The sequence below is a fragment of the Tenacibaculum sp. AHE14PA genome, assembly GCF_019278465.1.
Taxonomy (GTDB): domain Bacteria; phylum Bacteroidota; class Bacteroidia; order Flavobacteriales; family Flavobacteriaceae; genus Polaribacter; species Polaribacter bernardetii.
In genome coordinates this window covers 2,511,816-2,538,078 of sequence record NZ_CP058983.1, presented here as the reverse complement: position 1 = coordinate 2,538,078, position 26,263 = coordinate 2,511,816, and the positions used below count along the sequence as shown (strand labels likewise).

The window sequence follows — 26,263 nt, the reverse complement described above, 5'->3', positions numbered from 1 at the left end:
AAACCTACTTATTACCTAACATTAAAAGTTCGCTTACCACAACTTCGGTTATATAACGTTTTTCACCTGCTGAAGTTTCATAAGACCTTGATGTTAGTTTACCTTCAATCATTATTTCTCTTCCTTTGGTTAAATACTTTTCTACAATATCTGCTGTTTTATTCCAAGCAACTAAATTATGCCATTGTGTATCGGTAATTTTTTCTCCTGCAGCGTTTTTATAAGTTTCATTCGTTGCTATTGATAGTTTTGCTACTTTTTTCCCGCTTTCTAAAGTAATAATTTCTGGGTCATTACCTAAGTTTCCTATTAACTGTACTTTGTTTCTTAACGTATTCATAAGATAAGTTTTAAATGGTTATTATTTGCCAATTCGTTTTGACACTGCAAAGATGAAGTACCATGCTAATTAAAAACGGTTAGTAATCATTTGTTTTCGTTTGTAAATGAATGTAAATGTTTAATTAGATTTAATATCTTTGTTTATCAAACACTTAACTTATGGAATTTCATTTAGAAACTGATCGATTAATTTTAAGAGAAATACGAAAAACAGATACTAACGGAATGTTCGAGTTAGATTCTAATGAAAAAGTGTACGAATATTTAGGCAAAAACCCCATAAATACAATTCTACAAGCTGAAGAGAATATTCAGTTTATTCATCAGCAATATCAAGAGTTAGGTATCGGGCGATTTGCCTGTATTGAAAAAGAAACTGGAGAATTTATAGGTTGGTCTGGCTTAAAATTAAATACAGGCACAAAAGAAGCGTTAAACGGTTATCAAGATTTTGTGGATATCGGTTATCGTTTTATTCCGCGTTTTTGGGGTAAAGGATATGCCTCTGAAACTGCTTTTGCTTCTTTAGAATTCGGATTTAAAAAAATGAATTATGATGTTATTTACGGTGCCGCAGACACCAATAATATTGGGTCGAATAAAATTTTAAACAAAATCGGATTGCAGTTTGTAAATCAATTTAATTACAAAGAAGTAAAAGTAAATTGGTATGAACTTAAAAAAGCTAACTATGGAAAATAAAAAATGTTTAGAGTGCGAAGAAAAAGTAATTGGGAGAGTTGATAAAAAATTCTGCTCAGATTATTGCCGAAATTCTTACAATAACAAAGTAAATAAAGACAGTAAAAACCTTATTAGAAATACCAATAATCGCTTACGAAAAAACTATAAAATTCTTACAGATTTAAATATTTCTGGTAAAACAAAAGTAAGCAGACGTAAGTTGTTTGATAAGGGTTTCGACTTTAAATTTATTACCTCTATTTATCACACAAAAACAGGCAACACTTATTACTATGTCTATGATCAAGGTTATTTAGAACTCGAAAGTGAATTGTTTTTATTGGTAAAACAAGATTAACTTCCCCAAGTATTTCCTTTAATTTTTAATGCTGCTTTTAACACATCCTTCTGGCTAATTTGCCCAACTAATTTTCCGTTTTCCACAATAGGAAAACGCCTTCTCTTAGATTCTAAGAACTTATTTGCAGCATCAAATATGTTCATATTACCATCAATGGTTTCTACTTTTTTAACCATTGCTTTTTCAACTGTATTATTTTTATCAATAGGTAAATTATGATACCTACTATCTGATATTTGTTTTAAACAGTCTCCTTCAGAGATAATACCAATCAATTCATTATTTTCATTTACTACCGGACCACCAGAAATTTTATTTTTAATTAATAAATCAATAACTTGCTCTATAGATTCATTTTCTTTAAACGTTATTAAATCTTTGGTCATATAGTCTGAAACCAAAAATGGTTCTGTTTTATTTCCTGATTGATTTGTTCGTTTTCCTTGAAAATTTTTAATTGCCATAAATATTATTTTTTTACACTTTAAATATACTGATTTTTAGTCGGTTAATTATTCAACCACTTAAAAGATAATTTTCCTTATTTTTATACTCACATAAAATCTACTATGAAATCATCAAACAATTTTATTGCAGTAATAATTATTCTTTTAACTGTTTATTGGAGTTTTAGCGATATAACACCTACAGTTATGGCTGCTGATGAAGAATTAAAAACAACTGATTTCTCATTAGTTAATGCGCTTTATCATTTAAAAAACATCTCTCAAAAAACACACCATACAGGTTCTCCTGAACATAAAGTAGTACAAGATTATATTGTAAACGAACTTCATAAATTAGGATTAGAAACCGAAATTCAGCAAAAAACAGTAATTAATAAAAAATGGAGAGCAAGTACAACTCCCCAAAATATTATTGCCAAAATTAAAGGTACCGAAAACGGAAAATCATTGTTGCTTTTAACACATTACGATTCGAATCCGCATTCTTCCTTAGGTGCTAGCGATGCTGGTTCTGGCGTTGTAACCATTTTAGAAGGTCTTCGTGCTTTTTTAGCTAAAAAAGAGCAACCTAAAAACGATATTATTATCCTTTTTTCTGATGCTGAAGAATTAGGATTACTCGGTGCTCAGGCTTTTGTGGAAAACCATCCTCTTGCAAAAAATATTGGATTGGTTTTAAATTTTGAAGCCAGAGGTAGTGGTGGTGCTAGTTATATGCTAATGGAAACAAACGGTAAGAATAAAACAATATTAACCGAATTTTTAAACTCTAACCCTAAGTATCCTGCTGCAAATTCTTTAATGTACAGCATCTATAAAAAATTGCCAAACGATACAGATTTAACGGTTTTTAGAGAAAACGGAAACATAAACGGCTTTAATTTTGCCTTTATTGATGATCACTTTGATTATCATACAGCGCAAGATTCTTATGAAAGACTCGATAGGGAAACACTACAGCATCAAGCAGAATACTTTACAACATCGTTAAATTATTTTTCGAATTCTGATTTAACAAATACCAATAGTGATGAAGATTATATATATGTAAATTTTCCTTTTACAAAGCTTTTAACGTATCCGTTTTCTTGGGTTTTACCCATGTTTATAATCGCTTTATTAATTTTTATAGCTTTAATTTTCTTCGGATTAAAAAGAGAAAAAATAACTATTAACGGATTATTAAAAGGTTTTATTCCCTATACAATAGCGCTAATTATTTGCATTGGTTTATCATATGGATTATGGTTATTAATTTTAATGATACATCCCCAATATGCCGATATGCTACATGGTTTTACCTATAATGGATATCAATATATAATGGCATTTGTATGTTTAAATAGTTGGATTTTGTTTAAAATATATAACACCTGTAAAGAAGCTAAAACTACCGATTTATTTATCGCTCCGATTTTTATGGGGCTTGTTTTAAATTATTTAATAACACAATATTTACCAGGTGCAGGATTTTTTATCATTCCTATTTATGCTTCTTTATTAATGCTAGCTATTTTAATTTTCCTGAACATTAATACTAGAACAAGTGCTACCTTATTTGCCATTATAGCAATACCTACAATATATATAATTGCACCTATGTTACAATTATTTCCTGTTGCATTAGGTTTAAAAATACTATTTGTATCTGCTTTTTTATTGGTACTAATATTCGGATTTATTTTACCTGTTTTTCATCAACAAAAAAAGAAAAACAACTGGCAAAAAATTACAGGATTAGCAACTATTTTTCTCTTCGGATTAGCAACTTTTAATAGCGGGTTTTCAATTGATAATAAAAAACCCAACAGCATTGTTTTTATACAAAACTCTGATACCGATACTTCTTATTGGGCAACCTACAACAAAACCTTAGATGGTTTTATAAAACAAGTTTTTAAAGATGATTTTACAGAAGGAAACCTACCTTCTATAAAAGGAAAAAGCAAATACAATACGAACTTTAGTTTTCATAAAAAAACAGCAAACAAAAAATTTAGCACTTCTATTATAACCATAAACGAAGATGTTGTTATTGATAATGAAAGAAAATTAAGTTTTACGATAACACCTACTAGAAAAATAAATAGATACGAGTTTAACAACAATGAGACTATTCCTATAAAAAACCTAGAAGTAAATGGTGCTTTTTATGATAATGGAAAAGAGTTTATTGCTGATGAAGGGACGCTTTTAATTTATCAAATGGCAAATTCAGATAAAAATATTACGATGTCTTTTACAATTGATAAAAACGTAAAACCTAACATTACATTAAATGAAATATCATACGATTTGTTATCTAATAAGAAAATGAATTTAAAACCGCGAAGTGAAATTATGATGCCAATGCCATTTATAATAAATGATGCTATTATTGTTTCTAAAAAATTAACGTTTTAAAACAAAAAAGCGCTTAACTAAAATTAGTTAAGCGCTTTTTTGTGGTTTTTATAGTTTATTAATCTATGTGAGAAACACGTAATGTGTTTACCATTCCTTTTGCTTTTACAGGCATAGATGATAAATTAATCATAAAGTCACCAGTTTTAACAAACCCTTTTTCTTTACATATTTCATTAATATCTTCTAGAGTATCATCAGTACTTAATTCACGGTCGTAATAATAAGCTCTAACACCCCATAATAGATTTAACTTACCTAATATTCTTTTTTCTGAAGAAAAGGCTAGTACGTGCGATTTTGGCCTCCAGGCTGAAACCTGAAAAGCAGTATATCCACTATTTGTTAAGGTAGTAATTGCAGCTGCATTAATATCATCAGCCATTAAAGCTGCATGATGACAAACCGATTTTGTAATAAATCTGTTCGTACGAATATGTGGTGCTTCTTGTGGCACTTTAATTAAATCAGAAAATTCAACACTACCAATAATTTCTGTCATCTTTTTAATAACACGTATTGGGTGTTTTCCTACAGATGTTTCTCCAGAAAGCATTACTGCATCTGCTCCATCCATAATTGAATTTGCAACATCATTTACCTCTGCTCTTGTTGGCACCGCATTTTCAATCATTGTTTCCATCATTTGCGTTGCAATGATTACAGGAATTCTTGCTTGCTTTGCTCTTCTTACCAACATTTTCTGAATCAACGGAACGTCTTGCATTGGTACTTCTACGCCTAAATCTCCACGAGCCACCATTAATCCATCACAATACGGAATTAAAGCATCAATATTTTCAACAGCTTCTGGTTTTTCAATTTTTGCAATTACCGGAACTCTGTATCTTGATTTTTGCTTAATTAAATCGCGTAACATTCTTAAATCCTCTGGGTTTCTAACAAATGATAATGCAATCCAATCTACTTCTTGCTCTAAAGCAAAAACAGCATCTTTTTTATCTTTTTCTGTTAATGCTGGTAATGATATATTGGTGTTTGGTAAATTAACTCCTTTTTTAGATTTTAAAGCACCACCTACAATAACCTTGGTAACAACTTCTGTTCTCTTATCTGTAGAAACTACTTCGAATAATAATTTACCGTCATCAACTAAAATTTGTTCACCTGCTTTTACGTCTTTCGGAAAACGCTGATAGGTCATAAAAGCTTTTTCTTTGGTTCCTTTACATTCTTCTGTCGTAAAAGTAAAAGTATCTCCTGCTTTTAATTCTACTCCGTCATTCATTACTCCAACTCTAAGCTTAGGTCCTTGTAAATCTGCTAAAATAGCTACATTATAACCTTGCTCTTCATTAATTTCTCGTATTTGACGAATACGTTGTTTTACATCTTCATAATCGGCATGAGAAAAATTAACTCTAAAAACATTTACTCCAGAAGCTGCCATTTCAGCTAAAATTTCTTTTGTATTTGTTGCAGGTCCTAGGGTTGCTACAATTTTTGTTTTTTTGTTATGTGGCATAATTTAAAATATTAAAAAATCTTTCGACTTTAGGGATTCTACTTCTATTTTATAAGAAGTAATAATTTGAGGTATTTTATTTATCATATCAATTGTTTTCACAATGTATTCTAAATCAAAATCTCCTTCTATTTTTAAAAAGAAATCAACTTTTTTTTTCTCAGGAACAAGATGTGTTATTGAGTCGCTCTCAGAGAAAAAACCTGCTGTTACTGTTTTTTGGGTTAACTTATAAACATTGGCTATTAAAAACCAATCGTTATCTAACTCTGTATTTGTATATTCATATACCGAGTAAAAAGATTGCGTATTTTTTTTTGTGAAATCTAAATCATAACTCGCTTTACTAAAGCTGGTATGTAAATACTTATTTAGTAAATACGCTAGTTTATACTCATTAAGTACCGTATGAATACCTATTAATGCATAATCACTTGCACAAAACTCGTTAATATTCAATGTATAAGTAGCCATAAAAACAACTATTTGCTTTTGGCTAAATTACTGAATGTATCTAAAATATAATGTGAAATTTATGAAAACGTTTTCGTGCTAATGTTAAGAATTTTCCATTTGACTTTGCATTGCAAAATATACTCTTTTTGCAGCAATTTCTTCGGCTTTCTTTTTAGAGGTAGCTCTTCCTTTACCTATAATGTTTCCATCAATACTAACGCGCACACTAAAGTGTCTCTTACTTTGGTTTCCGGAATCTTCGTATGATTCGAATTTATACTTTTTCTTATTCTTTTGGCACCATTCTATAACAAATCCTTTATAACTAGATATTTTTCCCTCTAACCTTTCAATATCTACATAAGGCAATACTACTTGATCGTAAATAAATTGATTACAATAATTATAACCTCTATCTAAATAAATAGCACCAATTAGTGCCTCAAATATATTACCGTAAATATTATTACTAATATTAGCTGGTGGAATGTTACTTTTTACAAAACGAAGTAATTCTAAATCTTTACCTAAAGTATTTAAATGTGCCCTACTTACAACTTTAGATCGCATTTGAGTTAAATATCCTTCATCTCCTTCAGGAACTTTTTTATACAGATAAGACGCCATTACTGACCCTAAAATAGCATCTCCTAAAAACTCTAATCGTTCGTAATTAATGGGGTGTCCTTTTTCATCTATTAATTTTAATGACCTATGGGTAAACGCTTTCTTATAATGTGAAAGTGTTATAGGTTTAAAATTGAGCAGCTCTTTTAATTCGTAGTAAAAATTTTCATCCTCTTTATTTTGTGGCTTAACTATTCTACGAAGAAAATTCATAAGAAATTAATCTAATTTTCTAAATACTACACAAGCATTATGACCACCAAAACCAAACGTGTTACTCATTGCTACTTTAACCTCTCTCTTTTGAGGTTTGTTTAACGTTAAGTTTAACTCAGAATTGATATTTTCATCAACATTTACATGATTAATTGTTGGAGGGATAACTCCGTGTTCCATCGCTAATATAGAAGCAATCGACTCTACCGCTCCAGCAGCACCAAGTAAGTGCCCTGTCATAGATTTTGTTGAATTAATATTGATGTTTTTAGCGTGTTCACCAAAAACTTCAGATATCGCTTTTAATTCTGCAACATCACCTAAAGGTGTAGAAGTACCATGTGTATTAATATGGTCTACATCTTCTGGCTTTAAACCTGCATTTTCAAGACAATTTTTCATTACAGCTATTACACCAATTCCATCAGGATGTGGTGCTGTCATATGGTAAGCGTCAGATGACATTCCTCCACCAATAACTTCTGCATAAATTTTTGCTCCACGTGCCTTAGCATGTTCGTATTCTTCTAACACAAGCGCTCCTGCTCCTTCTCCTAAAACAAAACCATCACGTTCGCCATCAAAAGGTTTTGAGGCTGATTTATAGTTTTCATTATTTGTAGAAAGTGCGTGCATTGCATTAAAACCTCCAACACCTGCATATGTAATAGCAGCTTCACTACCACCTGTTACAATAACATCACAGTGTCCGAGTCTTATGTAATTTAATGCATCGATCATCGCGTTTGCTGATGATGCACATGCAGATACCGTTGTATAATTAGGTCCCATAAATCCATTTTTAATAGAAATATGACCTGGTGCGATATCAGCAATCATTTTAGGAATAAAAAATGGGTTAAATCTTGGTGTACCGTCTCCAGCACCAAACTCCATAGCTTCGTTTTGAAAAGTTTCTAAACCTCCAATACCAGCTCCCCAAATTACTCCTACTCTAAACTTGTTAATTTCGTCTAGGTTTAGTTTCGAATCTACTATTGCTTCATCAGAAGCTACCATAGCATATTGCGTAAACCTATCCATTTTACGCGCATCTTTTCTGTTGATGAAATCTGTCGCGTTAAAGTTTTTTAACTCACATGCAAAACGAGTTTTGAACTTGGCAGCATCGAAATACGTTATAGGCGCAGCTCCGCTAACTCCGTTAAGCAAGCTATCCCAATACTCTTCTATATTGTTTCCTATTGGCGTTAATGCGCCAAGTCCAGTTACTACAACTCGTTTTAATTGCATATAAATATTATTTTTTAGCTTCTTCGATATAGCTTACTGCCTGACCTACTGTACCAATGTTTTCTGCTTGATCGTCTGGAATTTGGATATCAAATTCTTTTTCGAATTCCATGATTAATTCAACAGTATCTAAAGAATCTGCTCCTAAATCATTTGTGAAGCTTGCTTCGTTTGTTACTTCGTTATCGTCTACTCCTAATTTATCTACGATAATCGCTTTTACTCTTGATGCTATGTCTGACATAATTTGTTTGTTTTAAAATTTAAAATCGATGCAAAAATACAAATCTTAGTTATTAATTCTAACTTTTGCTCGAAAATGTGTGGTCTAATATAAAAAAAATATTGAATATTTTGCTACAAACACCACCGTTGTTAATAATTATTCTTTTTTTTGTAGTAACAAAATACTTCTATTTATCATGAAACGTATCGTAATTTTTGCTTCTGGTTCTGGTTCTAATGCCGAAAACATCATAAAACACTTTCAAAATTCCAATATTGCTACTGTTACTCACGTGTTATCTAACAATGAACATGCCAAGGTTTTTGAAAGATGCGAACGTTTAAATGTTAATGCATCTTTGTTTGATAAAGAAAATTTTGAGAAAGAAGATACTGTTTTAAACTTTTTACATGTTGAAGCTGATATAATTATACTCGCTGGTTTTTTATGGCGTATTCCTGCTAAAATAGTTGCTGCTTTTCCTAATAAAATAATTAATATTCACCCTGCATTATTACCAAAATACGGCGGAAAAGGCATGTATGGCATGAATGTTCATAAGGCTGTAAAAGAAAACAATGAAACAGAAACGGGAATTACAATTCATTATGTAAACGAGAATTATGACGAAGGTGCTATTATTTCTCAAACAAAAACTGCACTTACAAATACCGATACTACTGCTGATATTGCAAATAAAATTCACCTGTTAGAACAAGAGCATTTCCCTAAAGTTATTGAAAATATAATTTTACAAAATGTCTAAAAAGAAAAAATACTACGTTGTTTGGAGAGGTAAAAAAACAGGTGTTTTTAACTCTTGGGATGTTTGCAAAAAACAAATCACAGGTTTTGAAAACGCACAGTATAAAGCCTTCATAGACAAAACTGCTGCTGAAATTGCTTTTACAAAAAGCTATAATGAATACATAGGTAAAGACACTAAAAAAGTTATTTTATCTGCTGAAGAAAAAGCCAAATGCGGAATTCCTGATTTAGAAAGTATTTCTGTAGATGCTGCTTGTGCTGGAAATCCTGGCGTAATGGAATACCGAGGAGTTTTAACAAAAACTAAAAAAGAAATCTTTAAAATGGGACCTTATAAAAAAGGAACCAATAATATTGGTGAGTTTTTGGCTTTGGTGCACGGAATTGCGCTCTTAAAGAATAAAAAAATGGATAATTATCCTATTTATTCAGATTCTAGAACAGCAATGAGTTGGGTTAAAAAAAAACAATGTAGAACTAACGTAACTTTTGACGCCAGTAATAAAGAGATTTTAGATCTAATAAAACGTGCCGAAAAATGGCTCAAAGAAAACACCTTTACAAACCCAATATTAAAATGGGAAACGAAGGCTTGGGGAGAGATTCCTGCTGATTTTGGTAGAAAATAAAATAACCGAGTAAAAAACTCGGTTATTTATATAAATCAATAAACTAATTAAATACTATTTAACTGCCATTTTTGTTTCTTCTCTCCAGGTCTGAACACTCGCTATAACATTATCTGAGTAATCAATTTCCTTTAAACCATCTTCTTTCCACATAAACCACTTCCCTACTTTTTTACCAGCATTGTAGTGTGCAATTGTTTTTTTATTTCCACTGGCATCAAAAGACGTCCAAGTTCCTGATAATTTTTTATCCTTAAAAAACCCTTGCTCTTTTACCTTACCATCTTTATAAAAATAAGTTGCTTTTACTAAATCACCTGATTTTTCAAATTTTGGTTCTATATCTTGAGCTTGTAGTAATGATACTGATAAAATACAAGCTGCTATTATTAATTTTTTCATATCTAAATTTTTATAATTAACACTTATAATCCAAATATATAAAAATATTTACATAATACAAACATTTAGATAACATTAATTTAACATTGCGATTATTCTTTTATGAATGAGTATTAATTTTTAAATTTGATTTTTAATGACTTAATCTTATAATTTTATTTACAACATGAATATTTCACAATATATTTTAACAGGGTTGGTTGCTTTAATTCATATATACATTATGATTTTAGAAATGGTTTTATGGACAAGACCTAAAGGAATAAAAACGTTTGGTTTAAAAAATAAAGAATTTGCTGAAGAAACAAAAGTACTCGCAGCAAACCAGGGTTTGTATAATGGTTTTTTAGCTGCTGGTTTAATTTGGGCTATATGCTCACAAAAAACAGATGTCGCTATTTTCTTTTTAACTTGTGTTTTTATAGCAGGTATTTATGGTTCTTATTCTACAAAAAAACCTAGAATTTTTATTATTCAATCTGTACCTGCTTTAATTGGTATTGTCTTGTTGATGCTGTAAATTGCAGGCACATAAAAGAAATAGTACTCGATACTAACTTTATTTATTAATTTTTAAATTATATACATGAAAGAATATTTAGATGAACTTCAAGTTTTATTAATAGAATACACTCCAAAACTTATAACGGCTATTGCTATTTTAGTTATTGGTTTGTTTATGATTAAAATGATGGTTAAGCTTTCTAAAAAAGTAATGACCAAACAAAATGTCGATCTAACGCTTCAAAAGTTTCTAGGTGATTTAGTTAGCTGGTCACTTAAAGCCTTATTGTTTGTTACCGTTATATCTCAACTAGGTGTTGCAACTACATCATTTGCTGCTATTTTAGGAGCCGCTGGTTTAGCCGTTGGTTTAGCATTACAAGGATCACTTGCTAATTTTGCTGGTGGTGCTTTAATTATGATGTTTAAGCCGTTTAAAATTGGTGATTTAATAGAAGCTCAAGGAATAACAGGTGTCGTAAAAGAAATACAAATCTTTAAAACTCATGTAAATACTCCTGGTAATAAATTAGCTATTATTCCTAACGGATCATTATCTAACGGGAACATTATTAATTATACTGCAGAAGGAAACTTAAGAGTAGATTTAACTTTTGGTGTTTCTTACGATGCAGATATTAAAAAGACTAAAGAAGTTTTTATGAAAGTTTTAACTTCTAATCCTAAAGTATTAAAAGATCCTGCACCGACTGCAAAAGTATCTGAGTTAGCAGATAGTTCTGTAAACTTTGCAGTTAGACCTTGGGTAAAAACTGAAGATTATTGGGAAGTACATTTTGAAACTATCGAAAGTGTAAAACTTGCATTAGACGAAGCTGGAATAGACATTCCTTATCCACATACTGTTGAAATTCAGAAACAAGGTTAAACTTTCTTTTTTTCAGGAATAGCAATAAAATCTTTTAAGTAAAAGGGTTCAAAATAAGCGACATCTTCGATGTCGTTTTTTTTGTACTTATTGTAACTTAATACTGCCATTTCTTTTGCTGACGGAAATTCATCTTCAATAAATACAGCGTTATCATGAATAATTACCTCTTTACATTTAGCTGCTCCATCACCTAAAAAATAAACTTTTCCTTTTGATAATTCCTCTTTAAAAGAATCTTCAGTAATTATTTCAGCTTTAATTTCTCTTACTTGCTCGTAAATTGAATTATAAACAGCTGAATATACTTCCATTCTTCGCGCATCTAGTAATGGCACTATCAATCCTTCTTCAATAGAAATACTATGTGCAAGTGATTTTAAAGTTTCTATAGAAATTAATGGCTTATCAATAGCAAAACACATTCCTTTTGCTGCAGAAACTCCTATGCGAAGCCCTGTATAAGACCCAGGACCTTTACTAACTGCTACTGCATCAAGATTACTTGTTATTACGTTAGCTTCTTTTAAAAGATCTTGAATAAAAGGGTGTAATTTTTCTGCATGAGAATAATTACCATCATTTAATTCTCTAATAGCTAAAACTTCTCCGTTTTTAGCCAAACTAACCGAACAATTTTTAGTTGCAGTTTCTATGTTAAGTATCAATGCCAAGTTGTAAAATTTTGAGCAAAGATAGTCTTAAAAAACAAAAAACTCATCAGCTAAAAAGCGATGAGTTTTATTAAAATATTGATTATGTTTTTAATCTAATAGAATATCTTCTCCGTAGTAAAACTTTAATACTTTGGTTGTAAATACGTAGTTATACTTTGCTCTAATCATTGTTCCTTCAGCGTTTACTAAACGATTACGAACCTGATCATAATCAAATTGTGTCATAGAACCATAATCATAACTTACCTGTGCATTTTTAAAAGCTTCTTTCTGTGCTTTAAGTGAAAGTTCTGATGCTTCAAATGATTTTGCTGCTGCTTTTGCATCCTGATAAGATTGCTCTATTGTTTGTTGTAATTGTAATTTTTGGCTATCTAATCTTGTTTCTGTAATTAGCTTACTAATTTTAGAACGTTGCACACTAGCATCCGTTTTAAAACCGTTAAAAATTGGAATATTAACATTAAAACCAACTCCATAACCTAAATTATTATCTAATTGAGTTAAAAAATCAGGATTAGAAAAACCTGTTGGTAAGTCTAAATTATATCCATAATTTGTTCCAACACTACCCGAAGCTGTTACAGATGGCATATATGCCGATCTTGCGATTGCAATAGAAAGATCTGCATTTTTAATATTTAATTTTGCTCTAGCAATTTCTGGCCTATTTGTTAAAGCCTTTTTATACACCTCTTCTGAAGTGCTATATAACATTGCTGAAGATGGTGAATCTATTTCTATTTTCGCTACATCAAAATTATTAAAAGGCACTTGTAATAACTGTGATATATTAAGTAATGCTAAATTCAAAGCATTTTCTTGAGTAATTACGTTTTGTGCATCATTTGCCGCGGTAGACTGTACGTTTAACAAATCGCTTTTAGGAACTGCGCCAGCATCAAATTGTGCTTTTGCTCTCTCTATTTGCTTCTGGCTAATAGTTGCTTGAGTTGTTGCGACAAGTAAGTTTTCTTTAGCAAACAAAGCATTTAAATAAGAATTAACAACTCGTAAAGCTATATCATTCTCAATTACTTGTAAATCTAACTTACTTCCTTCTACACGTAATTGTGCTTGTTTATAGGTATTTAAAACTCTGTAACCATTAAAAACAGTAATACCCGAAGACAAACCAAAAGAACCACCAAAATTACTTGTAGAAACTCTGTTGTTTGTAACAGGATCAAAACCTGAACCAAATCTTAAATTACCTCCTGTAGAAGCATTTAAAGATGGTAATTTATTTCCTTTGGCATTTTTAACATCTGTTTCTGCAATATCAATATTAAGCTGATTCTGCTTTATGGTAATATTGTTTTCTAGTGCGTGAGTAACACACTCTTTAAGTGTCCATTGTTTCTGAGAAAAACCAGCTAACGTTGTAAATAAAGCTGCTACTAATACAAATTTTGTTTTCAAGACGAATATTTTTTTGTTCATTATAGTTAGTCAATTTATGTTCCAAAAAAGGAACAAAACATAATTACCTATATGAGAGATAATTACGAAAATTGAAATCTTTTTAACTGTTTGATTATGAACGTTAATAGTCACAAAATCGAACAATTACTTTTTAGATTTTTTTATATGACGACTAAAAATAGAATTTGTTACAAAAACTCTTAGTTTAAAGTTTTATTTTTTGTCTTTTTATTATATCTGTAAATAAAGTACGCTAAAGTACCCACTAAGATATATGGAAAAACCATTAAATAGGTGATTCCGTTGTTAACTCCTTCAGCAATATCCTCACTACCACCTTCAACAACTGCCTTACACATAGCACATTGTGCTGATGCACTTGCGGAAAGAATTAGCAGAACAATAATTGAAAAATTTTTATACATAGTATGGAGATATCATTAAATATACAATTACACCAGTTACAGCAACATACAACCATAAAGGAAAAGTAATTTTTGCTATTTTTTTATGCTCAGGAAAATTCCCTAACCGTGCTCTCATAAACGTTATTAAAACAAAAGGAATTACTACGATAGATAGTATAATATGAGTTATTAAAATAAAAAAATAAATATATTTTACTACTCCTTCACCCCCAAAATTAGTAGAATCTGAGGTCATATGGTACGCTACATACATCACTAAAAATAATGCTGAACAGATAATTGCTAAGGTATTTAATTGTTCGTGTAACTTTTTATTTCCTTTTTTTATTGCAATAACTGACGCTACTAATAATACTGCTGTTAATCCGTTTACACTCGCATATATTGGAGGCAAAAATGACAACGGCTCAACGTTTGGAATTTTAATTCCGAATAAAGCTGCAACAGCTAACGGAATTACAATTGAAACGATGGTTATTAATCTTTTATATTTTTTTTCTTCAGTATTCATTTTATTCCTTCAATAATAATTTAATATCCTGTTTCAATTCTGTAATTTGATTTCCAAAACCGTGTTCATCTAATGCACGATAATACATAATCGGGTTTCCATGTTCGTCATAACGAGAACGTATGTATCCATTTTTATCAACTAAAGCAAATAAACCTGAATGTTCAAATCCGCCATGAGAAACCTCTCCTTTACCTGCAAACAATTTAAAACCTTCGTTAGATAAACCATATACCGTCTCTTCTGATTTGCCAGTTAGTAAGTGCCAATTTTTATGGTTAATTCCATTTTTTTGGGCGTACATTTTTAATTGATTTGGAGTATCAATTTCTGGTGTGATAGAAAAAGAGGCGATTCCGAAGTTAGGATTCCCCATAAATTCATTCTGAATAGTAACCATTTCAGCATTCATTAAAGGGCAAATTGTTGGACAAGTAGCAAAGAAAAACTCGACAACAAAAACCTTATTATCAAAATTCTTATTCGTAATTGTTTTACCATCTTGATTTATAAATTCAAAAGCAGGAACTTTATTGAATTTGTGTAAATCAGCAGTTTGAAAATGTTTTATAATCTTTGGTACGGCATAGATACCAAACAATAAAATAATAAAAGAAATACCTACGTATGAATATTTATTTTTTTTCATTTGAAATGCTGTTTTTTCTTCGATCATCACTACTGTTATTCTTCTTCAATGCTAACTTATATTCTACTAAAACAACGCTGATATCATCAATCATATCGTTTTTAAGTTCTGCTACAGATTTCATTGTATAGCCAAATAAGTTTTTATCTTCTAAACTATTAATAGTTGATTTACCTCTTCTTAAATTAAGTTCTTTATCTATAATATAAGCTTTTGGTGAATGAAAATTTTCATCTAAGGTACTTTTAGTTTTAAAACTTTCATGTAACGCCTGCATCTCTTCAGGAGAAGCAAATACAAAGTTCCATCGAGTTAAATCGGTATTAACACTTAACATTTTTTTCAAGTCTTCTACTGCTTCTCTTTGACTCTCGTCAACTAAAGAAATCATTTGAAAACTTACATAATTAGAAAAATTATTGTAAATTTTTTCCTTTAAATTATAAACCTCTCCTTTTACGAAGTTAATATCGTTTCCTAAAAAAGTAACTACGGTAACTCTTTTATCAAAAGAAATGCTTTTATCAATTAAAGAAATATCTATAACATCTTTAGATACTATTGGTAATTTCCCAAAATTATGTGTTCCTAATTGTAATAATACATAGAATAACAATGGCACTATAAATAGTGCAAACAAGACAATAAATTTTTTAGCTTTACCCATTTCAGTTCTAATTAAAGTCAAAAAAAGGTGGTTAAAACCACCTTTTTTTAAAAATATTATTTGATTACCATTTTACTAATGGCGCCAATGTTTCATGTAAATAACCTCCTTCTATTAAAACTATAAATAATAGATAAGAAACTAAAAAGACTAATACCCAAACAATTGCTCTTCTAAACCATGTTTTTTCACCCTCTAAGTGCATAAATGCCCAAGCAATATAGTATGCTTTTACTAGCGTTAAGATGATGAAAAACCAGTTTAACCAGCTCGTTCCCCATCCATGTAAATGCATTGCATCTGGTTTAACAATACCAAAAGCTACTTCTACAGTCGTTATAATTGTTAAGATTGCTAAAACAATCCAAATTCTTTTTTTATTTGATTCGTGTGCGTGACCCATTTTTAATATCGCTTTTAAATTATACTAAGTAGAAGAAGGTAAATACAAATACCCAAACTAAATCTACAAAGTGCCAATATAAACCTACTTTTTCTACCATTTCATAATGTCCTCTACGCTCGTATGTACCTAGTACAACGTTAAAGAAGATAATGATATTAATGATGATTCCTGATAATACGTGAAAACCATGAAAACCTGTGATAAAGAAAAAGAAATCTGCAAAGATTGGATTACCATATTCATTCACCTCTAAGTTTGCTCCTTCAACAACTTGATTTGCTAAAGCTAATTTCGCTAAACTTTCTGCTCTTGATAAAATTACTTTTTGCTTCGTTTCAGGGTTTAATTGCTCTGTTCTAATTAACAAAGATGGATCTGCTTTAAAAGCTTCTTGAACTTGTGCTACTGAATACTGAGAAATTGTTTCTTCTTTTTCAAACCACAATCCGTTTTCACGAGTATGCTCTACTCTATCATCTTTTCTCTCAACATGTACAAAGTCAGCTAAAGCGATTTGATGGTACTTAGGTTTACCTTCATCATCAACACCATCTTGCTTTGCAAACTGTAAAATATGATTGTTAGAAGTTTTAACCGCTCCGTAAGAACCGTTAATAAAATTTTTCCATTCCCATGCCTGAGATCCAACGAAAATAATTCCGAAAATAATGGTAGCAAACATGTACCAAGCTACTTTCTTCTTTTTCATTTGATGACCAGCATCAACAGCTAATACCATTGTTACCGATGATATAATTAAAATAAATGTCATTAGCGCAACATAATACATCGGTGCATGTACACCATGTAGTCCCGGAAAGTGAGTAAACACCTCATCGGCAATTGGCCATGAATCAATAAATTTAAAACGTGTTAAACCATACGCTGCTAAAAAACCTGAAAAAGTTAATGCATCAGAAACGATGAAAAACCACATCATCATTTTACCATAACTAGCGCCAAATGGTTTTTCACCACCTCCGCTCCAAGTTTCTTTGTTATCAGAATTTACAGCATTATTTGCTTCCATAAATCTCTTTTTGTTAATTTTTGTTAAAACAGTGCGCCAAAATTACGCATTTTTCATCATCTTATGAAATAGAAAAAGAAAAATAGATAAATCCATAAAACATCTACGAAATGCCAAAAGATTCCACCTAGCTCAAACCCAAGCATATCCGATGCTGAATATTTCTTTTTAAAATGATTATAAATAACCACCAAGAGCACAATTATACCCGCTAACAGGTGTAAAACGTGCATAAATGTTATTCCTAATATAAAAGATGTAGACACAGTACTCTCTGGCCCGGTAAAATATAACCCTACAGATTTTAATTCATTAAAACCTACATATTGATACCATACAAACCCTAAACCCAATATTAAAGTAACCAATAAAAGCCCTAATGAAGCTTTTAAATTATCTTTTTTTAAAAATTTTTGAGAGAAAATTAAGGTAATACTGCTTAACACAATTAAAACAGTACTAATATAAAAAGCTTGAGGTAAATCGAAACTAACCCAATCATCACGCTTCATACTTATAACATAAGCACTTGTTAATCCTGCAAAAAACATTACCATACTAATCATCGAAACCCATAACATTGGTTTTGCTGATTTTCTCTTACCTGCTTTTAATTCTTCTTGTAACGTTTGTTTACTCATTAGTGTAAAAATTTATCTACCACATAAATTATGGGTACGATTGTAATATAAAAAACACTGGCTAGCATTAATTTTCTAGCATCTGTATTTTCTTCTGATTTGTATAATTGAAAAGCGTAATACAACATTAACACACCTAGCAATAATACTATTACAGCTGTTAATGGATAAATGTAAAAACTACCTGTTACCTTTAAAACCGGAGCAACCGACATTAAAATCATAATACAGGTATAAAAAATTATTTGCACAATAGCTCCTTTGTTTTTTTTATCCATAGGAAGCATATGAAGACCTGCTTTATTATACTCTTCAAACTGTAACCAACCTATTGCCCAAAAATGTGGGAATTGCCAAAAAAACTGAATCATAAATAAAAAACCAGCTTCAACACCAAACTCGCCTGTTGCAGCAACCCATCCTAACATAAAAGGAATTGCACCAGGAATGGCACCTACAAAAACAGCTAAAGGTGTTACAGCCTTTAAAGGCGTATAAGCACTTGTGTATAAAAAAATAGAAATTGCACCAAACAAAGCACATTTAGGATCTATTACATATAATATACCAATACCTGCAATCGTAAAAACAATTGCAATTGTTAACGCTACCGTTACGCTCATTCTACCTGCTGGCAAAGGGCGATTTTTAGTACGCTGCATTAACGAATCAATATCTTTCTCTATAACTTGGTTAAATGCATTAGATGCACCTACCATTAAGTACCCTCCTAATGACAATAATAAAACTATAGTATAATCAATTGTTTCTGCCCCCAACAAATAACCTGTAACTGATGTAAAAACAACACTTATAGACAAACCAACCTTGGTTAATTGTTTAAAATCGTTAAACATTGATTTGAAAGAGGGTTTAATATGTACTGGTGAGATAGAATCCACTTCTAGTTTTATTTTTCGCAAAGATATTTCTTTCTTCTTTAATGACCATAAAAAAAAATAGTAATCGAAATATAAAAAAATTAAAAAATTATTTTGCCGTTTAAAAAAAGGTGTTATATTTGCACCCGCATTGAAAGCAATGCAACGTTCTTTAAAATAATTTTTGACTACGCGAAAGTAGCTCAGGGGTAGAGCATCACCTTGCCAAGGTGGGGGTCGCGGGTTCAAATCCCGTCTTTCGCTCTGAGACTTTCTTAAAAATATACCAAGTTTGATTGTACTGCAATCAAATCACGCTGAAGTGGTGGAATTGGTAGACACGTTGGACTTAAAATCCAATGACCCTTGGGTCGTGCGGGTTCAAGTCCCGCCTTCAGTACTAAACCTCGCTTTTATTAGCGAGGTTTATTTTAAGAAAGCAGTCAAAAACATATACATATACCAGCTGAAGTGGTGGAATTGGTAGACACGTTGGACTTAAAATCCAATGACCCTTGGGTCGTGCGGGTTCAAGTCCCGCCTTCAGTACTAAACCTTAACATTTATTTGTTAAGGTTTTTTTATTTTATAAACTTCCCTCCTATCTCTTTATATAAGATTCCTATAATTTTTGTTTCGTTTTAAAGCTTAACTCGAGTATTATCCCTAAATTAAAACCCTTAAAAAGCTAACCGATTACATGCATGCAAATTGTTTTTATTTAAAACGGCATATAATTTGTAATTAATTAGGCACCTCAACGTCTATCTTATTAGATTAAAACAAAAAATTATGCGTAAAATATTTTTATTACTAAGCTTAACTTTTTTTATAAACTCATTTGGTCAAACAAGTGTTTTTAATACTTTACTAAAAGAACATGTTAATAGCACTGGATTTGTAGATTATAAGAAACTACAAAAAGATGAAGCTAAACTTGATTCTTATTTAAGCTATTTAAATAAAACAACACCTCAAAGAAATTGGTCTGCAGCAAAAACCAAAGCCTTTTGGATAAACGCTTATAATGCTTACACGATAAAAATAATCTTAGATAACTACCCTTTAAAAAGTATTTTAAATATTAAAAAAGAAGGAAAGGATGCGTGGAATATTCCGTTTGCTAAAGTTGGAGGTAAAACATACACTCTAAATCATATTGAGCATCAAATTTTACGTAAAAATTTTAATGATCCAAAAATTCATGTTGGTGTAAATTGTGCTTCAGGTTCTTGTCCGCAATTAGGTAATTTTGCTTTTACGGAAGCAAATTACGAAAGCAAAACCAATAACTTAATGAAAAAATTCATTAATGATTCTTCAAGAAATAAGATATCAGAAAACGACGTACAGCTTTCAAAAATTTTCGAATGGTTTAAAGGAGACTTCACCAAAAAAAGCTCTTTAATCGATTTTATCAACAAATACTCTAATACCAAAGTAGATGCAAAAGCAAATGTTAGTTTTTTAAAATATGACTGGAGTTTAAACGGAAAATAAATAAGATCATATCTTTTTAACAAGGAAACCTTTAAACAATTTGTATTTTTACTTTTCAATCTAAAAAAAACACATGTCAAAAACATATTACGATCCGGCGGACTTGCGTAAGTTCGGAAAAATATCAGAATGGAATGAAGAGCTTGGTACTAAGTTTTTTGATTACTACGGAAAAGTATTTGAAGAAGGTGCTTTAACAGCTCGTGAAAAAAGTTTAATTGCCTTAGCTGTTGCACATACAGAACAATGCCCATACTGTATAGATGCTTATACAAAAGATGGTTTAGAGCGCGGAATTACTAAAGAAGAAATGATGGAAGCATTACATGTTGGTGCTGCAATTAAAAGCGGTGCAACACTAGTTCACGGAGTTCAGATGATGAATAAAGTGAATAAGTTAGAAATGTAAAAACTATCTTCAAAAGTGTCTCTTCGAGAATTACTAAAATAAAGTTAGCTTTATTGAAAGTAGTGAACGTAGTTTATCAAGAGGTAATATTTAGCTCTCGACTGCTCTCGACTTGACAGAAACTAAAATATAAAGATGAAAAAGTCCCTTCAAGCAAGAAATAACGACTTGGCAAATACACAACGTCAATTAGAAATTTTATCAAACGGAATTTTCGCTAATGGAGAATTGCCAACGTTTGCTAAAAAAATAAAGGAAACAAATCAGTTTCCGCTTCGCCCTAAAAAGCTAGAAATTCTTCAAATTAACTTAGGTTATATGTGTAACCAGGTTTGTGCGCACTGCCATGTAGATGCTGGTCCTGATCGTAAAGAGATCATGACAACCGAAACCATGCAGCAATGCTTAGATGTTATTAAAAAAACAGAAGCACATACGTTAGATTTAACAGGTGGCGCACCAGAAATGAACCCTAATTTTAGATGGTTTGTTGAAGAAGCATCAAAAGCAGGAATTAAAGATTTTATTGTGCGCTCTAACTTAACTATTATAAGGGCAAATAAAAAATACTACGATTTACCTGAGTTCTTTAAAAAACACAATGTACACGTAGTTTCTTCAATGCCGCACTGGACACGTGGAAAAACTGACAAGCAACGCGGTGATGGTGTTTTTGATAAATCTATTAAAGCGCTTCAAATGCTGAATGAAGTTGGATACGGAACTGAAGGGTCTGATTTAAAATTAGATTTAGTGTACAATCCATCAGGAGCTTTTTTACCTGGGGATCAAGCCGCTTTAGAGAACGACTTTAAAAAAGCTTTGAAAGATGATTTTAATATTGATTTTCACAATTTATTTGCCATCACAAACTTACCTATAAGTAGATTTTTAGACTATTTAATTGCTTCAGAAAATTATGAAGAATATATGCATTCTTTGGTAGAGGCTTATAATCCGATGGCTGTTGAAAACGTAATGTGTACAAATACATTATCGATAAGCTGGGACGGAAATTTGTATGACTGTGATTTTAATCAAATGTTAAACTTAAAAGTTAACTCGAAAGTAAAACACATTTCAGAATACAACGAAGAGTTATTACAAGATAGAGATATAATTATCAATCAACATTGTTATGGTTGTACTGCCGGCGCTGGTAGTAGTTGCCAAGGTGTTGTTGCTTAACTTTAATGTAACAATTTTTGTAAATAAGCCTAGCCCTGATTGAAGCATTTGTTTGAGCTCCTCGCAGAGAGCGAGTGCAGAAAGCAGGAAACAGCTTCTAATTATGTATAGTAAAATGAACAAACTTATTTTCTTTTTCTTGTTGATTTCTCTAAGCTCTTTTTCTCAGAAGGATTTAAATCAATTATTAAAAAAACACAACACTAAAAACGTTCCATATATATCTGTAGAAACTTTAGCTTTACCCAACACAAAAACCATTTTGTTAGACGCTAGAGAAGCCGAAGAATTTAAGGTTAGTCATTTAAAAAATGCCATTTTAGTGGGTTATAATAATTTTAAGCTCTCAGAAATTACACAAAAATTACCCGACGATAAAGACGCTAAAATTGTAGTTTATTGCTCTTTAGGAATTCGTTCTGAAACGATTGCTCATAAATTAATAAAAGAAGGGTATACAAATGTTTATAATCTTTACGGAGGAATTTTTGAATGGAAAAACGCAAACTTTAAAGTACAAGATACTTTAGGTAATAATACAGAAAAAATACATACTTTTAACAAACGATGGAGCAAGTGGCTCTTAAAAGGAGAAAAAGTTTATGACTAAAAACTTATTATTAATCTTCACAAGAAACCCTGAATTAGGAAAAGCAAAAACACGCTTAGCCAAAACAGTTGGTGATGAAACTGCTTTAGATATTTACAAATTCCTGCTCGATAAAACCAAAGAAGTTACAACCAATTTACCTTGCGATAAAGCGGTTTACTACTCGGTTAAAGTTCGTGAAAATGATATTTGGAATAACGATGTATTTAAAAAACACCAGCAAGAAGGCGAAGATTTAGGCATTAGAATGTTAAATGCTTTTAAAGACGGATTTGAAGCAGGTTATGAAAAAATAATGATTATTGGTAGCGATTTATACGATTTAACTCCAAATCACATCAACGATGCCTTTTCTAAACTAGATACTAATGATGTAGTAATTGGCCCTGCTGAAGATGGTGGTTATTATCTTTTAGGAATGAAAAATCTGCAATCCGCTATTTTTAAAAATAAAAAATGGGGCACAGCAACAGTAAGAAAAGACACACTTAAGGACTTACATAAAGTAAGCGTGCATTTATTAGAAGAACTTAATGATGTTGATGTTTTTGATGACATTAAAAACCACAAAGCATTTCAACACTTTTTATAAATAATGTCTTCTCGAGCGCAGTCGAGAGATTTTAATTAAGGTCTCGACTGCGCTCGACCTAACAAAAGAACTTAAATAAGTTCAGTACAAATGAAAAAACAACAACTACAAGAAACAACAGATTTTTTAAAATCTAACGGAATTATAAATCCTGAAATCGGAATTGTTTTAGGAACAGGTTTAGGAAAATTAGTTAACGAGATAAATATCGAAAAAGAAATCGCGTATGCTGATATTCCTAATTTTCCACAAGCAACAGTCGAATTTCATTCAGGTAAATTAATTTACGGAACTTTATCAGGAAAAAAAGTACTCGTGATGTCTGGGCGTTTTCATGTATACGAAGGCTACAATCTTTGGGAAGTTACCTATGGAATTAGAACAATGCATAGTTTAGGAATCAATACTCTATTAATTTCTAATGCTGCAGGTGCCATTAATCTTACTTATAAAAAAGGAGATTTAATGTTATTAGAAGATCATTTAAACCTTCAAGGAGGTTCGCCATTAGCATTTAAAGGAGCGAATGATTTCGGAAATATTTTTGCGGATATGCTTGAGCCTTATTCGAAAAAAATTAATGGTCTGCTGAAAGAAATTGCAATAGCAAACGACATTCAGTTACATGAAGGAATGTATGCAAGTGTTGTAGGTCCGCAATTAGAAACCAGAGCCGAATACCGAATGCTGCAAATTTTAGAAGCAGATGCTGTTGGTATGAGTACGGTACCAGAAGTTATTGTTGCAAAACAATTAAATTTACCATGTGCTGCTATTTCGGTTTTAACAGACGAATGTGACCCTAAGAATTTACAACCTGTAGATATTGCCGAAATTATTGCTGTTGCTGGTAAAGCAGAACCAAAAATGATTACTTTATTTAAAGAACTAATTAATAAATTATAAAGTCATTCCGAACGAAGTGAAGGAATCTATTCCCTTATTATACTTCTTCGCATTAACATAAACACAAAACAAATGAGTTACTTAGAAACCACACACAATGTATATAAAGAAGCAGCTTTAACGCCAGATGTTGGCTTGTGCTGTACCACAAATCCTATTTGGGAATTACCTGGTTTAAAAATTCCTAAAATCATGCAAGAAATGAACTACGGTTGTGGTTCTACAGTACATGCACGCGATTTAACCAACAATCCAAAAATGTTATATGTTGGTGTTGGTGGCGGAATGGAATTATTACAATTTGCCTATTTCAATAGAAATAAAGGTGGGGTTATTGGTTTAGATGTAGTTGATGAAATGTTAGAAGCATCTCGCAAAAACTTTATCGTTGCCGAAGAACAAAACGATTGGTTTAAAAGCGATTTTGTTGATTTACGTAAAGGTGATGCTATGAACTTACCTGTTGATGATAATTCAATTGATGTTGCTGCCCAAAACTGTTTATTCAACATTTTTAAATCGGATGATTTAAAGAAGGCAATTGCAGAAATGTATCGAGTAATAAAGCCTCACGGAAAATTAGTGATGAGTGATCCTACTTGCGAGCAAGAGATGAATGAAGAATTGCGTAACGACGAACGTTTACGTGCCTTATGTTTAAGCGGTAGTTTAACAATTGCCGATTATGTAAAAGCATTAACAGATGCTGGTTTCGGAACCATAGAAATTAGAGCTCGTAAGCCATACCGTATTTTAGACCCAAAGAATTATCCAACAGATGAATTAATTTATATAGAATCTATTGAGGTTGCCGCAATTAAAGATCCAATGCCAGCGGATGGTCCTTGTATTTTTACAGGAAAAGCAGCTATATATTACGGTGATGAAGATTATTTTGATGACGGATTAGGACATACTTTATTAAAAAATCAGCCACTAGCTATTTGCGATAAAACTGCCGCAGCTTTAAAAGCTTTAGGCAGAGATGATATTTTCTTCTCAGAATCTACCTATCATTATGATGGTGGTGGATGTTGTTAAAAACAGTAAAACCTATAAAGAACCTCATGTAATTATGAGGTTCTTTTTGTTTAATAAAAATAGTTTTAACCTTCACCCCTTTTCTAATAGCTTTGCATAAAATTAGCTACTAGACAATAATATTAAAAAACAACAAAAATGAGAATACTCATAGCAATTTGCATCACTGCAATACTTACTTTATCTTCTTGTAAACAAAACATCAAAAAAGATATAACAGAAATAAAACCAGCTATAGCAACAAACAATATTCAATTTAAAAACAAAGCACATCAATTAGTATATCAAACAGTAGAAAAAACAGGTAATTACAGTGAGCTTTCATCAAAAAAAGATGTAATTTATACGTATACTTATAAAACTCCGGATGGCAAAACAGATACATCAACCGAAAAATATATATTTAATAACGAGTTGTCTTATGGTTTGTATACTAAACACGAAAGAACGCTTACGCATTTATCAGGTAATATCGAGCAAGGTTATGATGGTAAAGAATTTTGGCTAAAAAATAACGGAAGAATTATTTTAGATTCTGTTGCTTTAAAAAGAGTTGCTTTTAACAGACCTACCAACTTTTATTGGTTTACCATGATTCAAAAATTATTAGATCCAGGTGTAAATTATGAATATATAAAAGAAGAAAACATTGGTAATAACGAATATGATATTGTTAAAATTACGTTTAATTCTAAAGACAATAAACCAAAGGATGTATATCAATTATACATTAATAAAAACACTAAATTAATAGACCAGTTTCTTTTTACTGTTGTTGATTTTGGTAAAACTGATCCTTTTTTAATGAAATTGCAGTACGAAAATATTGAGGGCTTACTTATACCTACAAAAAGAAAATACAAAAACTCTAATTGGAACGCAGAAGTAACCAATAAACCTTGGATATTTGTAAACTGGACAAACATAAAGTTTAACAACGGTATAAAAATTGCTGAGTTTAAAAAATAAATTAAGAGTTCTTTAAAAC

33 protein-coding genes and 3 tRNA genes are annotated in these 26,263 nt (G+C 31.0%); 18 read left to right on the top strand and 18 right to left on the bottom strand.

Features of this window, described 5'->3' with window-relative positions; genetic code table 11:
- Nucleotides 1-4: 4 nt before the first annotated feature.
- Nucleotides 5-340: a single-stranded DNA-binding protein gene (locus H0I30_RS11725; protein WP_218772044.1), complete on the bottom strand. Its 336-nt coding sequence runs from the start codon at nucleotides 338-340 to the stop codon at nucleotides 5-7.
- Nucleotides 341-501: 161 nt separating this feature from the next.
- Here H0I30_RS11725 and H0I30_RS11720 point away from each other — a divergent pair, with 161 nt between their 5' ends.
- Together H0I30_RS11720 and H0I30_RS11715 are read left to right on the top strand one after the other, a co-directional pair.
- On the top strand, nucleotides 502-1,044 hold the full coding sequence (locus H0I30_RS11720; protein WP_218772043.1) for a GNAT family N-acetyltransferase: 543 nt from the start codon (nucleotides 502-504) through the stop codon (nucleotides 1,042-1,044).
- Nucleotides 1,034-1,384 carry a hypothetical protein gene (locus H0I30_RS11715; RefSeq protein ID WP_218772042.1) on the top strand — a complete coding sequence of 117 codons (351 nt, stop codon included), beginning with the start codon at nucleotides 1,034-1,036 and terminating at the stop codon, nucleotides 1,382-1,384. Before H0I30_RS11720 ends, H0I30_RS11715 begins: the two co-directional genes overlap by 11 nt.
- On the opposite strand, the gene H0I30_RS11710 is transcribed toward H0I30_RS11715, so the two are convergent.
- Nucleotides 1,381-1,851 carry a CBS domain-containing protein gene (locus H0I30_RS11710; protein WP_218772041.1) on the bottom strand — a complete coding sequence of 157 codons (471 nt, stop codon included), beginning with the start codon at nucleotides 1,849-1,851 and terminating at the stop codon, nucleotides 1,381-1,383. The two genes, H0I30_RS11715 and H0I30_RS11710, sit on opposite strands and share 4 nt — an antisense overlap.
- Nucleotides 1,852-1,956: 105 nt before the next feature.
- Here H0I30_RS11710 and H0I30_RS11705 point away from each other — a divergent pair, with 105 nt between their 5' ends.
- A complete protein-coding gene (locus H0I30_RS11705) occupies nucleotides 1,957-4,257 on the top strand; it encodes a M20/M25/M40 family metallo-hydrolase (RefSeq protein ID WP_218772040.1) in 2,301 nt (766 codons plus the stop codon).
- Nucleotides 4,258-4,315: 58 nt separating this feature from the next.
- Here the strand turns inward: H0I30_RS11705 and pyk are convergent, their stop codons facing one another.
- The 5 genes from pyk to H0I30_RS11680 all read right to left on the bottom strand — a co-directional run bounded on the left by pyk (nucleotide 4,316) and on the right by H0I30_RS11680 (nucleotide 8,540).
- Nucleotides 4,316-5,743: a pyruvate kinase gene (gene pyk, locus H0I30_RS11700; RefSeq protein WP_218772039.1), complete on the bottom strand. Its 1,428-nt coding sequence runs from the start codon at nucleotides 5,741-5,743 to the stop codon at nucleotides 4,316-4,318.
- A 3-nt stretch (nucleotides 5,744-5,746) separates the two neighbouring features.
- Nucleotides 5,747-6,217 (bottom strand): IPExxxVDY family protein, encoded by a 471-nt coding sequence (locus H0I30_RS11695; protein WP_218772038.1) that lies wholly within the window; start codon nucleotides 6,215-6,217, stop codon nucleotides 5,747-5,749.
- A gap of 84 nt (nucleotides 6,218-6,301) precedes the next feature.
- Nucleotides 6,302-7,039 carry a ribonuclease III gene (gene rnc / locus H0I30_RS11690; RefSeq protein WP_218772037.1) on the bottom strand — a complete coding sequence of 246 codons (738 nt, stop codon included), beginning with the start codon at nucleotides 7,037-7,039 and terminating at the stop codon, nucleotides 6,302-6,304.
- Nucleotides 7,040-7,045: 6 nt separating this feature from the next.
- Nucleotides 7,046-8,296 carry a beta-ketoacyl-ACP synthase II gene (fabF, locus tag H0I30_RS11685; RefSeq protein WP_218772036.1) on the bottom strand — a complete coding sequence of 417 codons (1,251 nt, stop codon included), beginning with the start codon at nucleotides 8,294-8,296 and terminating at the stop codon, nucleotides 7,046-7,048.
- A gap of 7 nt (nucleotides 8,297-8,303) precedes the next feature.
- Nucleotides 8,304-8,540: an acyl carrier protein gene (locus tag H0I30_RS11680; RefSeq protein WP_068702406.1), complete on the bottom strand. Its 237-nt coding sequence runs from the start codon at nucleotides 8,538-8,540 to the stop codon at nucleotides 8,304-8,306.
- 178 nt (nucleotides 8,541-8,718) lie between these two features.
- Here H0I30_RS11680 and H0I30_RS11675 point away from each other — a divergent pair, with 178 nt between their 5' ends.
- Both H0I30_RS11675 and H0I30_RS11670 read left to right on the top strand, forming a co-directional pair.
- Nucleotides 8,719-9,288, top strand: a complete 570-nt coding sequence (locus H0I30_RS11675) for a phosphoribosylglycinamide formyltransferase (RefSeq protein ID WP_218772035.1) — start codon at nucleotides 8,719-8,721, stop codon at nucleotides 9,286-9,288.
- Nucleotides 9,281-9,919: a viroplasmin family protein gene (locus tag H0I30_RS11670; RefSeq protein WP_218772034.1), complete on the top strand. Its 639-nt coding sequence runs from the start codon at nucleotides 9,281-9,283 to the stop codon at nucleotides 9,917-9,919. The genes H0I30_RS11675 and H0I30_RS11670 overlap by 8 nt, the downstream gene beginning before the upstream one ends.
- A gap of 54 nt (nucleotides 9,920-9,973) precedes the next feature.
- Here H0I30_RS11670 and H0I30_RS11665 read toward each other — a convergent pair whose 3' ends face one another.
- Nucleotides 9,974-10,321 (bottom strand): toxin-antitoxin system YwqK family antitoxin, encoded by a 348-nt coding sequence (locus H0I30_RS11665; RefSeq protein WP_218772033.1) that lies wholly within the window; start codon nucleotides 10,319-10,321, stop codon nucleotides 9,974-9,976.
- A 166-nt stretch (nucleotides 10,322-10,487) separates the two neighbouring features.
- On the opposite strand from H0I30_RS11665, the gene H0I30_RS11660 reads away from it, so the two are divergent.
- Both H0I30_RS11660 and H0I30_RS11655 read left to right on the top strand, forming a co-directional pair.
- A complete protein-coding gene (locus tag H0I30_RS11660; protein ID WP_218772032.1) occupies nucleotides 10,488-10,841 on the top strand; it encodes a DUF1304 domain-containing protein in 354 nt (117 codons plus the stop codon).
- Nucleotides 10,842-10,907: 66 nt separating this feature from the next.
- Nucleotides 10,908-11,714 carry a mechanosensitive ion channel family protein gene (locus H0I30_RS11655; protein ID WP_218772031.1) on the top strand — a complete coding sequence of 269 codons (807 nt, stop codon included), beginning with the start codon at nucleotides 10,908-10,910 and terminating at the stop codon, nucleotides 11,712-11,714.
- Here H0I30_RS11655 and tsaB read toward each other — a convergent pair.
- From tsaB to cyoE, 10 genes are all read right to left on the bottom strand, one after another.
- Nucleotides 11,711-12,388, bottom strand: coding sequence for a tRNA (adenosine(37)-N6)-threonylcarbamoyltransferase complex dimerization subunit type 1 TsaB (gene tsaB / locus H0I30_RS11650; RefSeq protein ID WP_218772030.1), 678 nt, complete (start codon nucleotides 12,386-12,388; stop codon nucleotides 11,711-11,713). The two genes, H0I30_RS11655 and tsaB, sit on opposite strands and share 4 nt — an antisense overlap.
- A 90-nt stretch (nucleotides 12,389-12,478) precedes the next feature.
- The gene (locus tag H0I30_RS11645) at nucleotides 12,479-13,813 is read right to left on the bottom strand and encodes a TolC family protein (RefSeq protein ID WP_255554383.1); all 1,335 of its coding nucleotides are present in this window, start codon (nucleotides 13,811-13,813) and stop codon (nucleotides 12,479-12,481) included.
- Nucleotides 13,814-14,016: 203 nt separating this feature from the next.
- Nucleotides 14,017-14,241 (bottom strand): hypothetical protein, encoded by a 225-nt coding sequence (locus tag H0I30_RS11640; RefSeq protein WP_218772028.1) that lies wholly within the window; start codon nucleotides 14,239-14,241, stop codon nucleotides 14,017-14,019.
- Nucleotides 14,234-14,755: a DUF420 domain-containing protein gene (locus H0I30_RS11635; protein ID WP_218772027.1), complete on the bottom strand. Its 522-nt coding sequence runs from the start codon at nucleotides 14,753-14,755 to the stop codon at nucleotides 14,234-14,236. Before H0I30_RS11635 ends, H0I30_RS11640 begins: the two co-directional genes overlap by 8 nt.
- A 1-nt stretch (nucleotide 14,756) precedes the next feature.
- Nucleotides 14,757-15,404 (bottom strand): SCO family protein, encoded by a 648-nt coding sequence (locus H0I30_RS11630; RefSeq protein WP_218772026.1) that lies wholly within the window; start codon nucleotides 15,402-15,404, stop codon nucleotides 14,757-14,759.
- Nucleotides 15,391-16,092, bottom strand: coding sequence for a hypothetical protein (locus H0I30_RS11625; RefSeq protein ID WP_218772025.1), 702 nt, complete (start codon nucleotides 16,090-16,092; stop codon nucleotides 15,391-15,393). The genes H0I30_RS11630 and H0I30_RS11625 overlap by 14 nt, the downstream gene beginning before the upstream one ends.
- Before the next feature lie 43 nt (nucleotides 16,093-16,135).
- Entirely contained in the window at nucleotides 16,136-16,474 is a 339-nt protein-coding gene (locus H0I30_RS11620; protein WP_218772024.1) for a cytochrome C oxidase subunit IV family protein, read from the bottom strand.
- 19 nt (nucleotides 16,475-16,493) lie between these two features.
- Nucleotides 16,494-17,507, bottom strand: a complete 1,014-nt coding sequence (locus H0I30_RS11615) for a cytochrome c oxidase subunit 3 (protein WP_218772023.1) — start codon at nucleotides 17,505-17,507, stop codon at nucleotides 16,494-16,496.
- Nucleotides 17,508-17,563: 56 nt separating this feature from the next.
- Nucleotides 17,564-18,148 carry a cytochrome c oxidase subunit 3 gene (locus H0I30_RS11610; RefSeq protein WP_218772022.1) on the bottom strand — a complete coding sequence of 195 codons (585 nt, stop codon included), beginning with the start codon at nucleotides 18,146-18,148 and terminating at the stop codon, nucleotides 17,564-17,566.
- The gene (gene cyoE / locus H0I30_RS11605; RefSeq protein ID WP_218772021.1) at nucleotides 18,148-19,005 is read right to left on the bottom strand and encodes a heme o synthase; all 858 of its coding nucleotides are present in this window, start codon (nucleotides 19,003-19,005) and stop codon (nucleotides 18,148-18,150) included. Before cyoE ends, H0I30_RS11610 begins: the two co-directional genes overlap by 1 nt.
- A gap of 216 nt (nucleotides 19,006-19,221) precedes the next feature.
- Between cyoE and H0I30_RS11600 the strand changes: the two genes are divergently transcribed.
- The 11 genes from H0I30_RS11600 (at nucleotide 19,222) to H0I30_RS11550 (ending at nucleotide 26,244) form a co-directional block, all read left to right on the top strand.
- A tRNA-Gly gene (locus tag H0I30_RS11600) sits at nucleotides 19,222-19,293 on the top strand.
- Between the two features lie 52 nt (nucleotides 19,294-19,345).
- Nucleotides 19,346-19,429 (top strand) — tRNA-Leu (locus H0I30_RS11595).
- Nucleotides 19,430-19,494: 65 nt separating this feature from the next.
- Nucleotides 19,495-19,578: transfer RNA gene (locus H0I30_RS11590), tRNA-Leu, on the top strand.
- Between the two features lie 243 nt (nucleotides 19,579-19,821).
- Entirely contained in the window at nucleotides 19,822-20,529 is a 708-nt protein-coding gene (locus H0I30_RS11585) for a DUF547 domain-containing protein (protein WP_218772020.1), read from the top strand.
- Between the two features lie 73 nt (nucleotides 20,530-20,602).
- Nucleotides 20,603-20,938 carry an arsenosugar biosynthesis-associated peroxidase-like protein gene (locus H0I30_RS11580; RefSeq protein WP_218772019.1) on the top strand — a complete coding sequence of 112 codons (336 nt, stop codon included), beginning with the start codon at nucleotides 20,603-20,605 and terminating at the stop codon, nucleotides 20,936-20,938.
- Nucleotides 20,939-21,073: 135 nt separating this feature from the next.
- Nucleotides 21,074-22,126 (top strand): arsenosugar biosynthesis radical SAM (seleno)protein ArsS, encoded by a 1,053-nt coding sequence (gene arsS, locus H0I30_RS11575; protein WP_218772018.1) that lies wholly within the window; start codon nucleotides 21,074-21,076, stop codon nucleotides 22,124-22,126.
- Nucleotides 22,127-22,241: 115 nt separating this feature from the next.
- Nucleotides 22,242-22,736 carry a rhodanese-like domain-containing protein gene (locus H0I30_RS11570; protein ID WP_218772017.1) on the top strand — a complete coding sequence of 165 codons (495 nt, stop codon included), beginning with the start codon at nucleotides 22,242-22,244 and terminating at the stop codon, nucleotides 22,734-22,736.
- A complete protein-coding gene (locus H0I30_RS11565) occupies nucleotides 22,729-23,328 on the top strand; it encodes a TIGR04282 family arsenosugar biosynthesis glycosyltransferase (protein WP_218772016.1) in 600 nt (199 codons plus the stop codon). The genes H0I30_RS11570 and H0I30_RS11565 overlap by 8 nt, the downstream gene beginning before the upstream one ends.
- A gap of 90 nt (nucleotides 23,329-23,418) precedes the next feature.
- Nucleotides 23,419-24,234 carry a purine-nucleoside phosphorylase gene (locus tag H0I30_RS11560; RefSeq protein WP_218772015.1) on the top strand — a complete coding sequence of 272 codons (816 nt, stop codon included), beginning with the start codon at nucleotides 23,419-23,421 and terminating at the stop codon, nucleotides 24,232-24,234.
- Nucleotides 24,235-24,306: 72 nt separating this feature from the next.
- Nucleotides 24,307-25,275, top strand: coding sequence for an arsenosugar biosynthesis arsenite methyltransferase ArsM (gene arsM / locus H0I30_RS11555; RefSeq protein ID WP_218772014.1), 969 nt, complete (start codon nucleotides 24,307-24,309; stop codon nucleotides 25,273-25,275).
- Between the two features lie 138 nt (nucleotides 25,276-25,413).
- Nucleotides 25,414-26,244: a hypothetical protein gene (locus tag H0I30_RS11550; RefSeq protein ID WP_218772013.1), complete on the top strand. Its 831-nt coding sequence runs from the start codon at nucleotides 25,414-25,416 to the stop codon at nucleotides 26,242-26,244.
- The last annotated feature ends 19 nt before the right edge of the window (nucleotides 26,245-26,263 follow it).

Coding starts and splice junctions, on each gene's coding strand:
- H0I30_RS11720 (WP_218772043.1), top strand. CDS start 502: ATGGAATTTCATTTAGAAACTGATCGATTAATTTTAAGAGAAATACGA.
- fabF (WP_218772036.1), bottom strand. CDS start 8,296: ATGCAATTAAAACGAGTTGTAGTAACTGGACTTGGCGCATTAACGCCA.
- H0I30_RS11680 (WP_068702406.1), bottom strand. CDS start 8,540: ATGTCAGACATAGCATCAAGAGTAAAAGCGATTATCGTAGATAAATTA.
- H0I30_RS11585 (WP_218772020.1), top strand. CDS start 19,822: ATGCGTAAAATATTTTTATTACTAAGCTTAACTTTTTTTATAAACTCA.
- H0I30_RS11710 (WP_218772041.1), bottom strand. CDS start 1,851: ATGGCAATTAAAAATTTTCAAGGAAAACGAACAAATCAATCAGGAAAT.
- cyoE (WP_218772021.1), bottom strand. CDS start 19,005: ATGTTTAACGATTTTAAACAATTAACCAAGGTTGGTTTGTCTATAAGT.
- H0I30_RS11580 (WP_218772019.1), top strand. CDS start 20,603: ATGTCAAAAACATATTACGATCCGGCGGACTTGCGTAAGTTCGGAAAA.
- H0I30_RS11565 (WP_218772016.1), top strand. CDS start 22,729: ATGACTAAAAACTTATTATTAATCTTCACAAGAAACCCTGAATTAGGA.
- H0I30_RS11615 (WP_218772023.1), bottom strand. CDS start 17,507: ATGGAAGCAAATAATGCTGTAAATTCTGATAACAAAGAAACTTGGAGC.
- H0I30_RS11550 (WP_218772013.1), top strand. CDS start 25,414: ATGAGAATACTCATAGCAATTTGCATCACTGCAATACTTACTTTATCT.
- H0I30_RS11725 (WP_218772044.1), bottom strand. CDS start 340: ATGAATACGTTAAGAAACAAAGTACAGTTAATAGGAAACTTAGGTAAT.
- H0I30_RS11630 (WP_218772026.1), bottom strand. CDS start 15,404: ATGAAAAAAAATAAATATTCATACGTAGGTATTTCTTTTATTATTTTA.
- H0I30_RS11705 (WP_218772040.1), top strand. CDS start 1,957: ATGAAATCATCAAACAATTTTATTGCAGTAATAATTATTCTTTTAACT.
- H0I30_RS11675 (WP_218772035.1), top strand. CDS start 8,719: ATGAAACGTATCGTAATTTTTGCTTCTGGTTCTGGTTCTAATGCCGAA.
- H0I30_RS11670 (WP_218772034.1), top strand. CDS start 9,281: ATGTCTAAAAAGAAAAAATACTACGTTGTTTGGAGAGGTAAAAAAACA.
- H0I30_RS11665 (WP_218772033.1), bottom strand. CDS start 10,321: ATGAAAAAATTAATAATAGCAGCTTGTATTTTATCAGTATCATTACTA.
- pyk (WP_218772039.1), bottom strand. CDS start 5,743: ATGCCACATAACAAAAAAACAAAAATTGTAGCAACCCTAGGACCTGCA.
- H0I30_RS11640 (WP_218772028.1), bottom strand. CDS start 14,241: ATGTATAAAAATTTTTCAATTATTGTTCTGCTAATTCTTTCCGCAAGT.
- H0I30_RS11560 (WP_218772015.1), top strand. CDS start 23,419: ATGAAAAAACAACAACTACAAGAAACAACAGATTTTTTAAAATCTAAC.
- rnc (WP_218772037.1), bottom strand. CDS start 7,039: ATGAATTTTCTTCGTAGAATAGTTAAGCCACAAAATAAAGAGGATGAA.
- H0I30_RS11715 (WP_218772042.1), top strand. CDS start 1,034: ATGGAAAATAAAAAATGTTTAGAGTGCGAAGAAAAAGTAATTGGGAGA.
- arsM (WP_218772014.1), top strand. CDS start 24,307: ATGAGTTACTTAGAAACCACACACAATGTATATAAAGAAGCAGCTTTA.
- arsS (WP_218772018.1), top strand. CDS start 21,074: ATGAAAAAGTCCCTTCAAGCAAGAAATAACGACTTGGCAAATACACAA.
- H0I30_RS11610 (WP_218772022.1), bottom strand. CDS start 18,148: ATGAGTAAACAAACGTTACAAGAAGAATTAAAAGCAGGTAAGAGAAAA.
- H0I30_RS11660 (WP_218772032.1), top strand. CDS start 10,488: ATGAATATTTCACAATATATTTTAACAGGGTTGGTTGCTTTAATTCAT.
- H0I30_RS11620 (WP_218772024.1), bottom strand. CDS start 16,474: ATGGGTCACGCACACGAATCAAATAAAAAAAGAATTTGGATTGTTTTA.
- H0I30_RS11695 (WP_218772038.1), bottom strand. CDS start 6,217: ATGGCTACTTATACATTGAATATTAACGAGTTTTGTGCAAGTGATTAT.
- H0I30_RS11655 (WP_218772031.1), top strand. CDS start 10,908: ATGAAAGAATATTTAGATGAACTTCAAGTTTTATTAATAGAATACACT.
- H0I30_RS11570 (WP_218772017.1), top strand. CDS start 22,242: ATGAACAAACTTATTTTCTTTTTCTTGTTGATTTCTCTAAGCTCTTTT.
- H0I30_RS11635 (WP_218772027.1), bottom strand. CDS start 14,755: ATGAATACTGAAGAAAAAAAATATAAAAGATTAATAACCATCGTTTCA.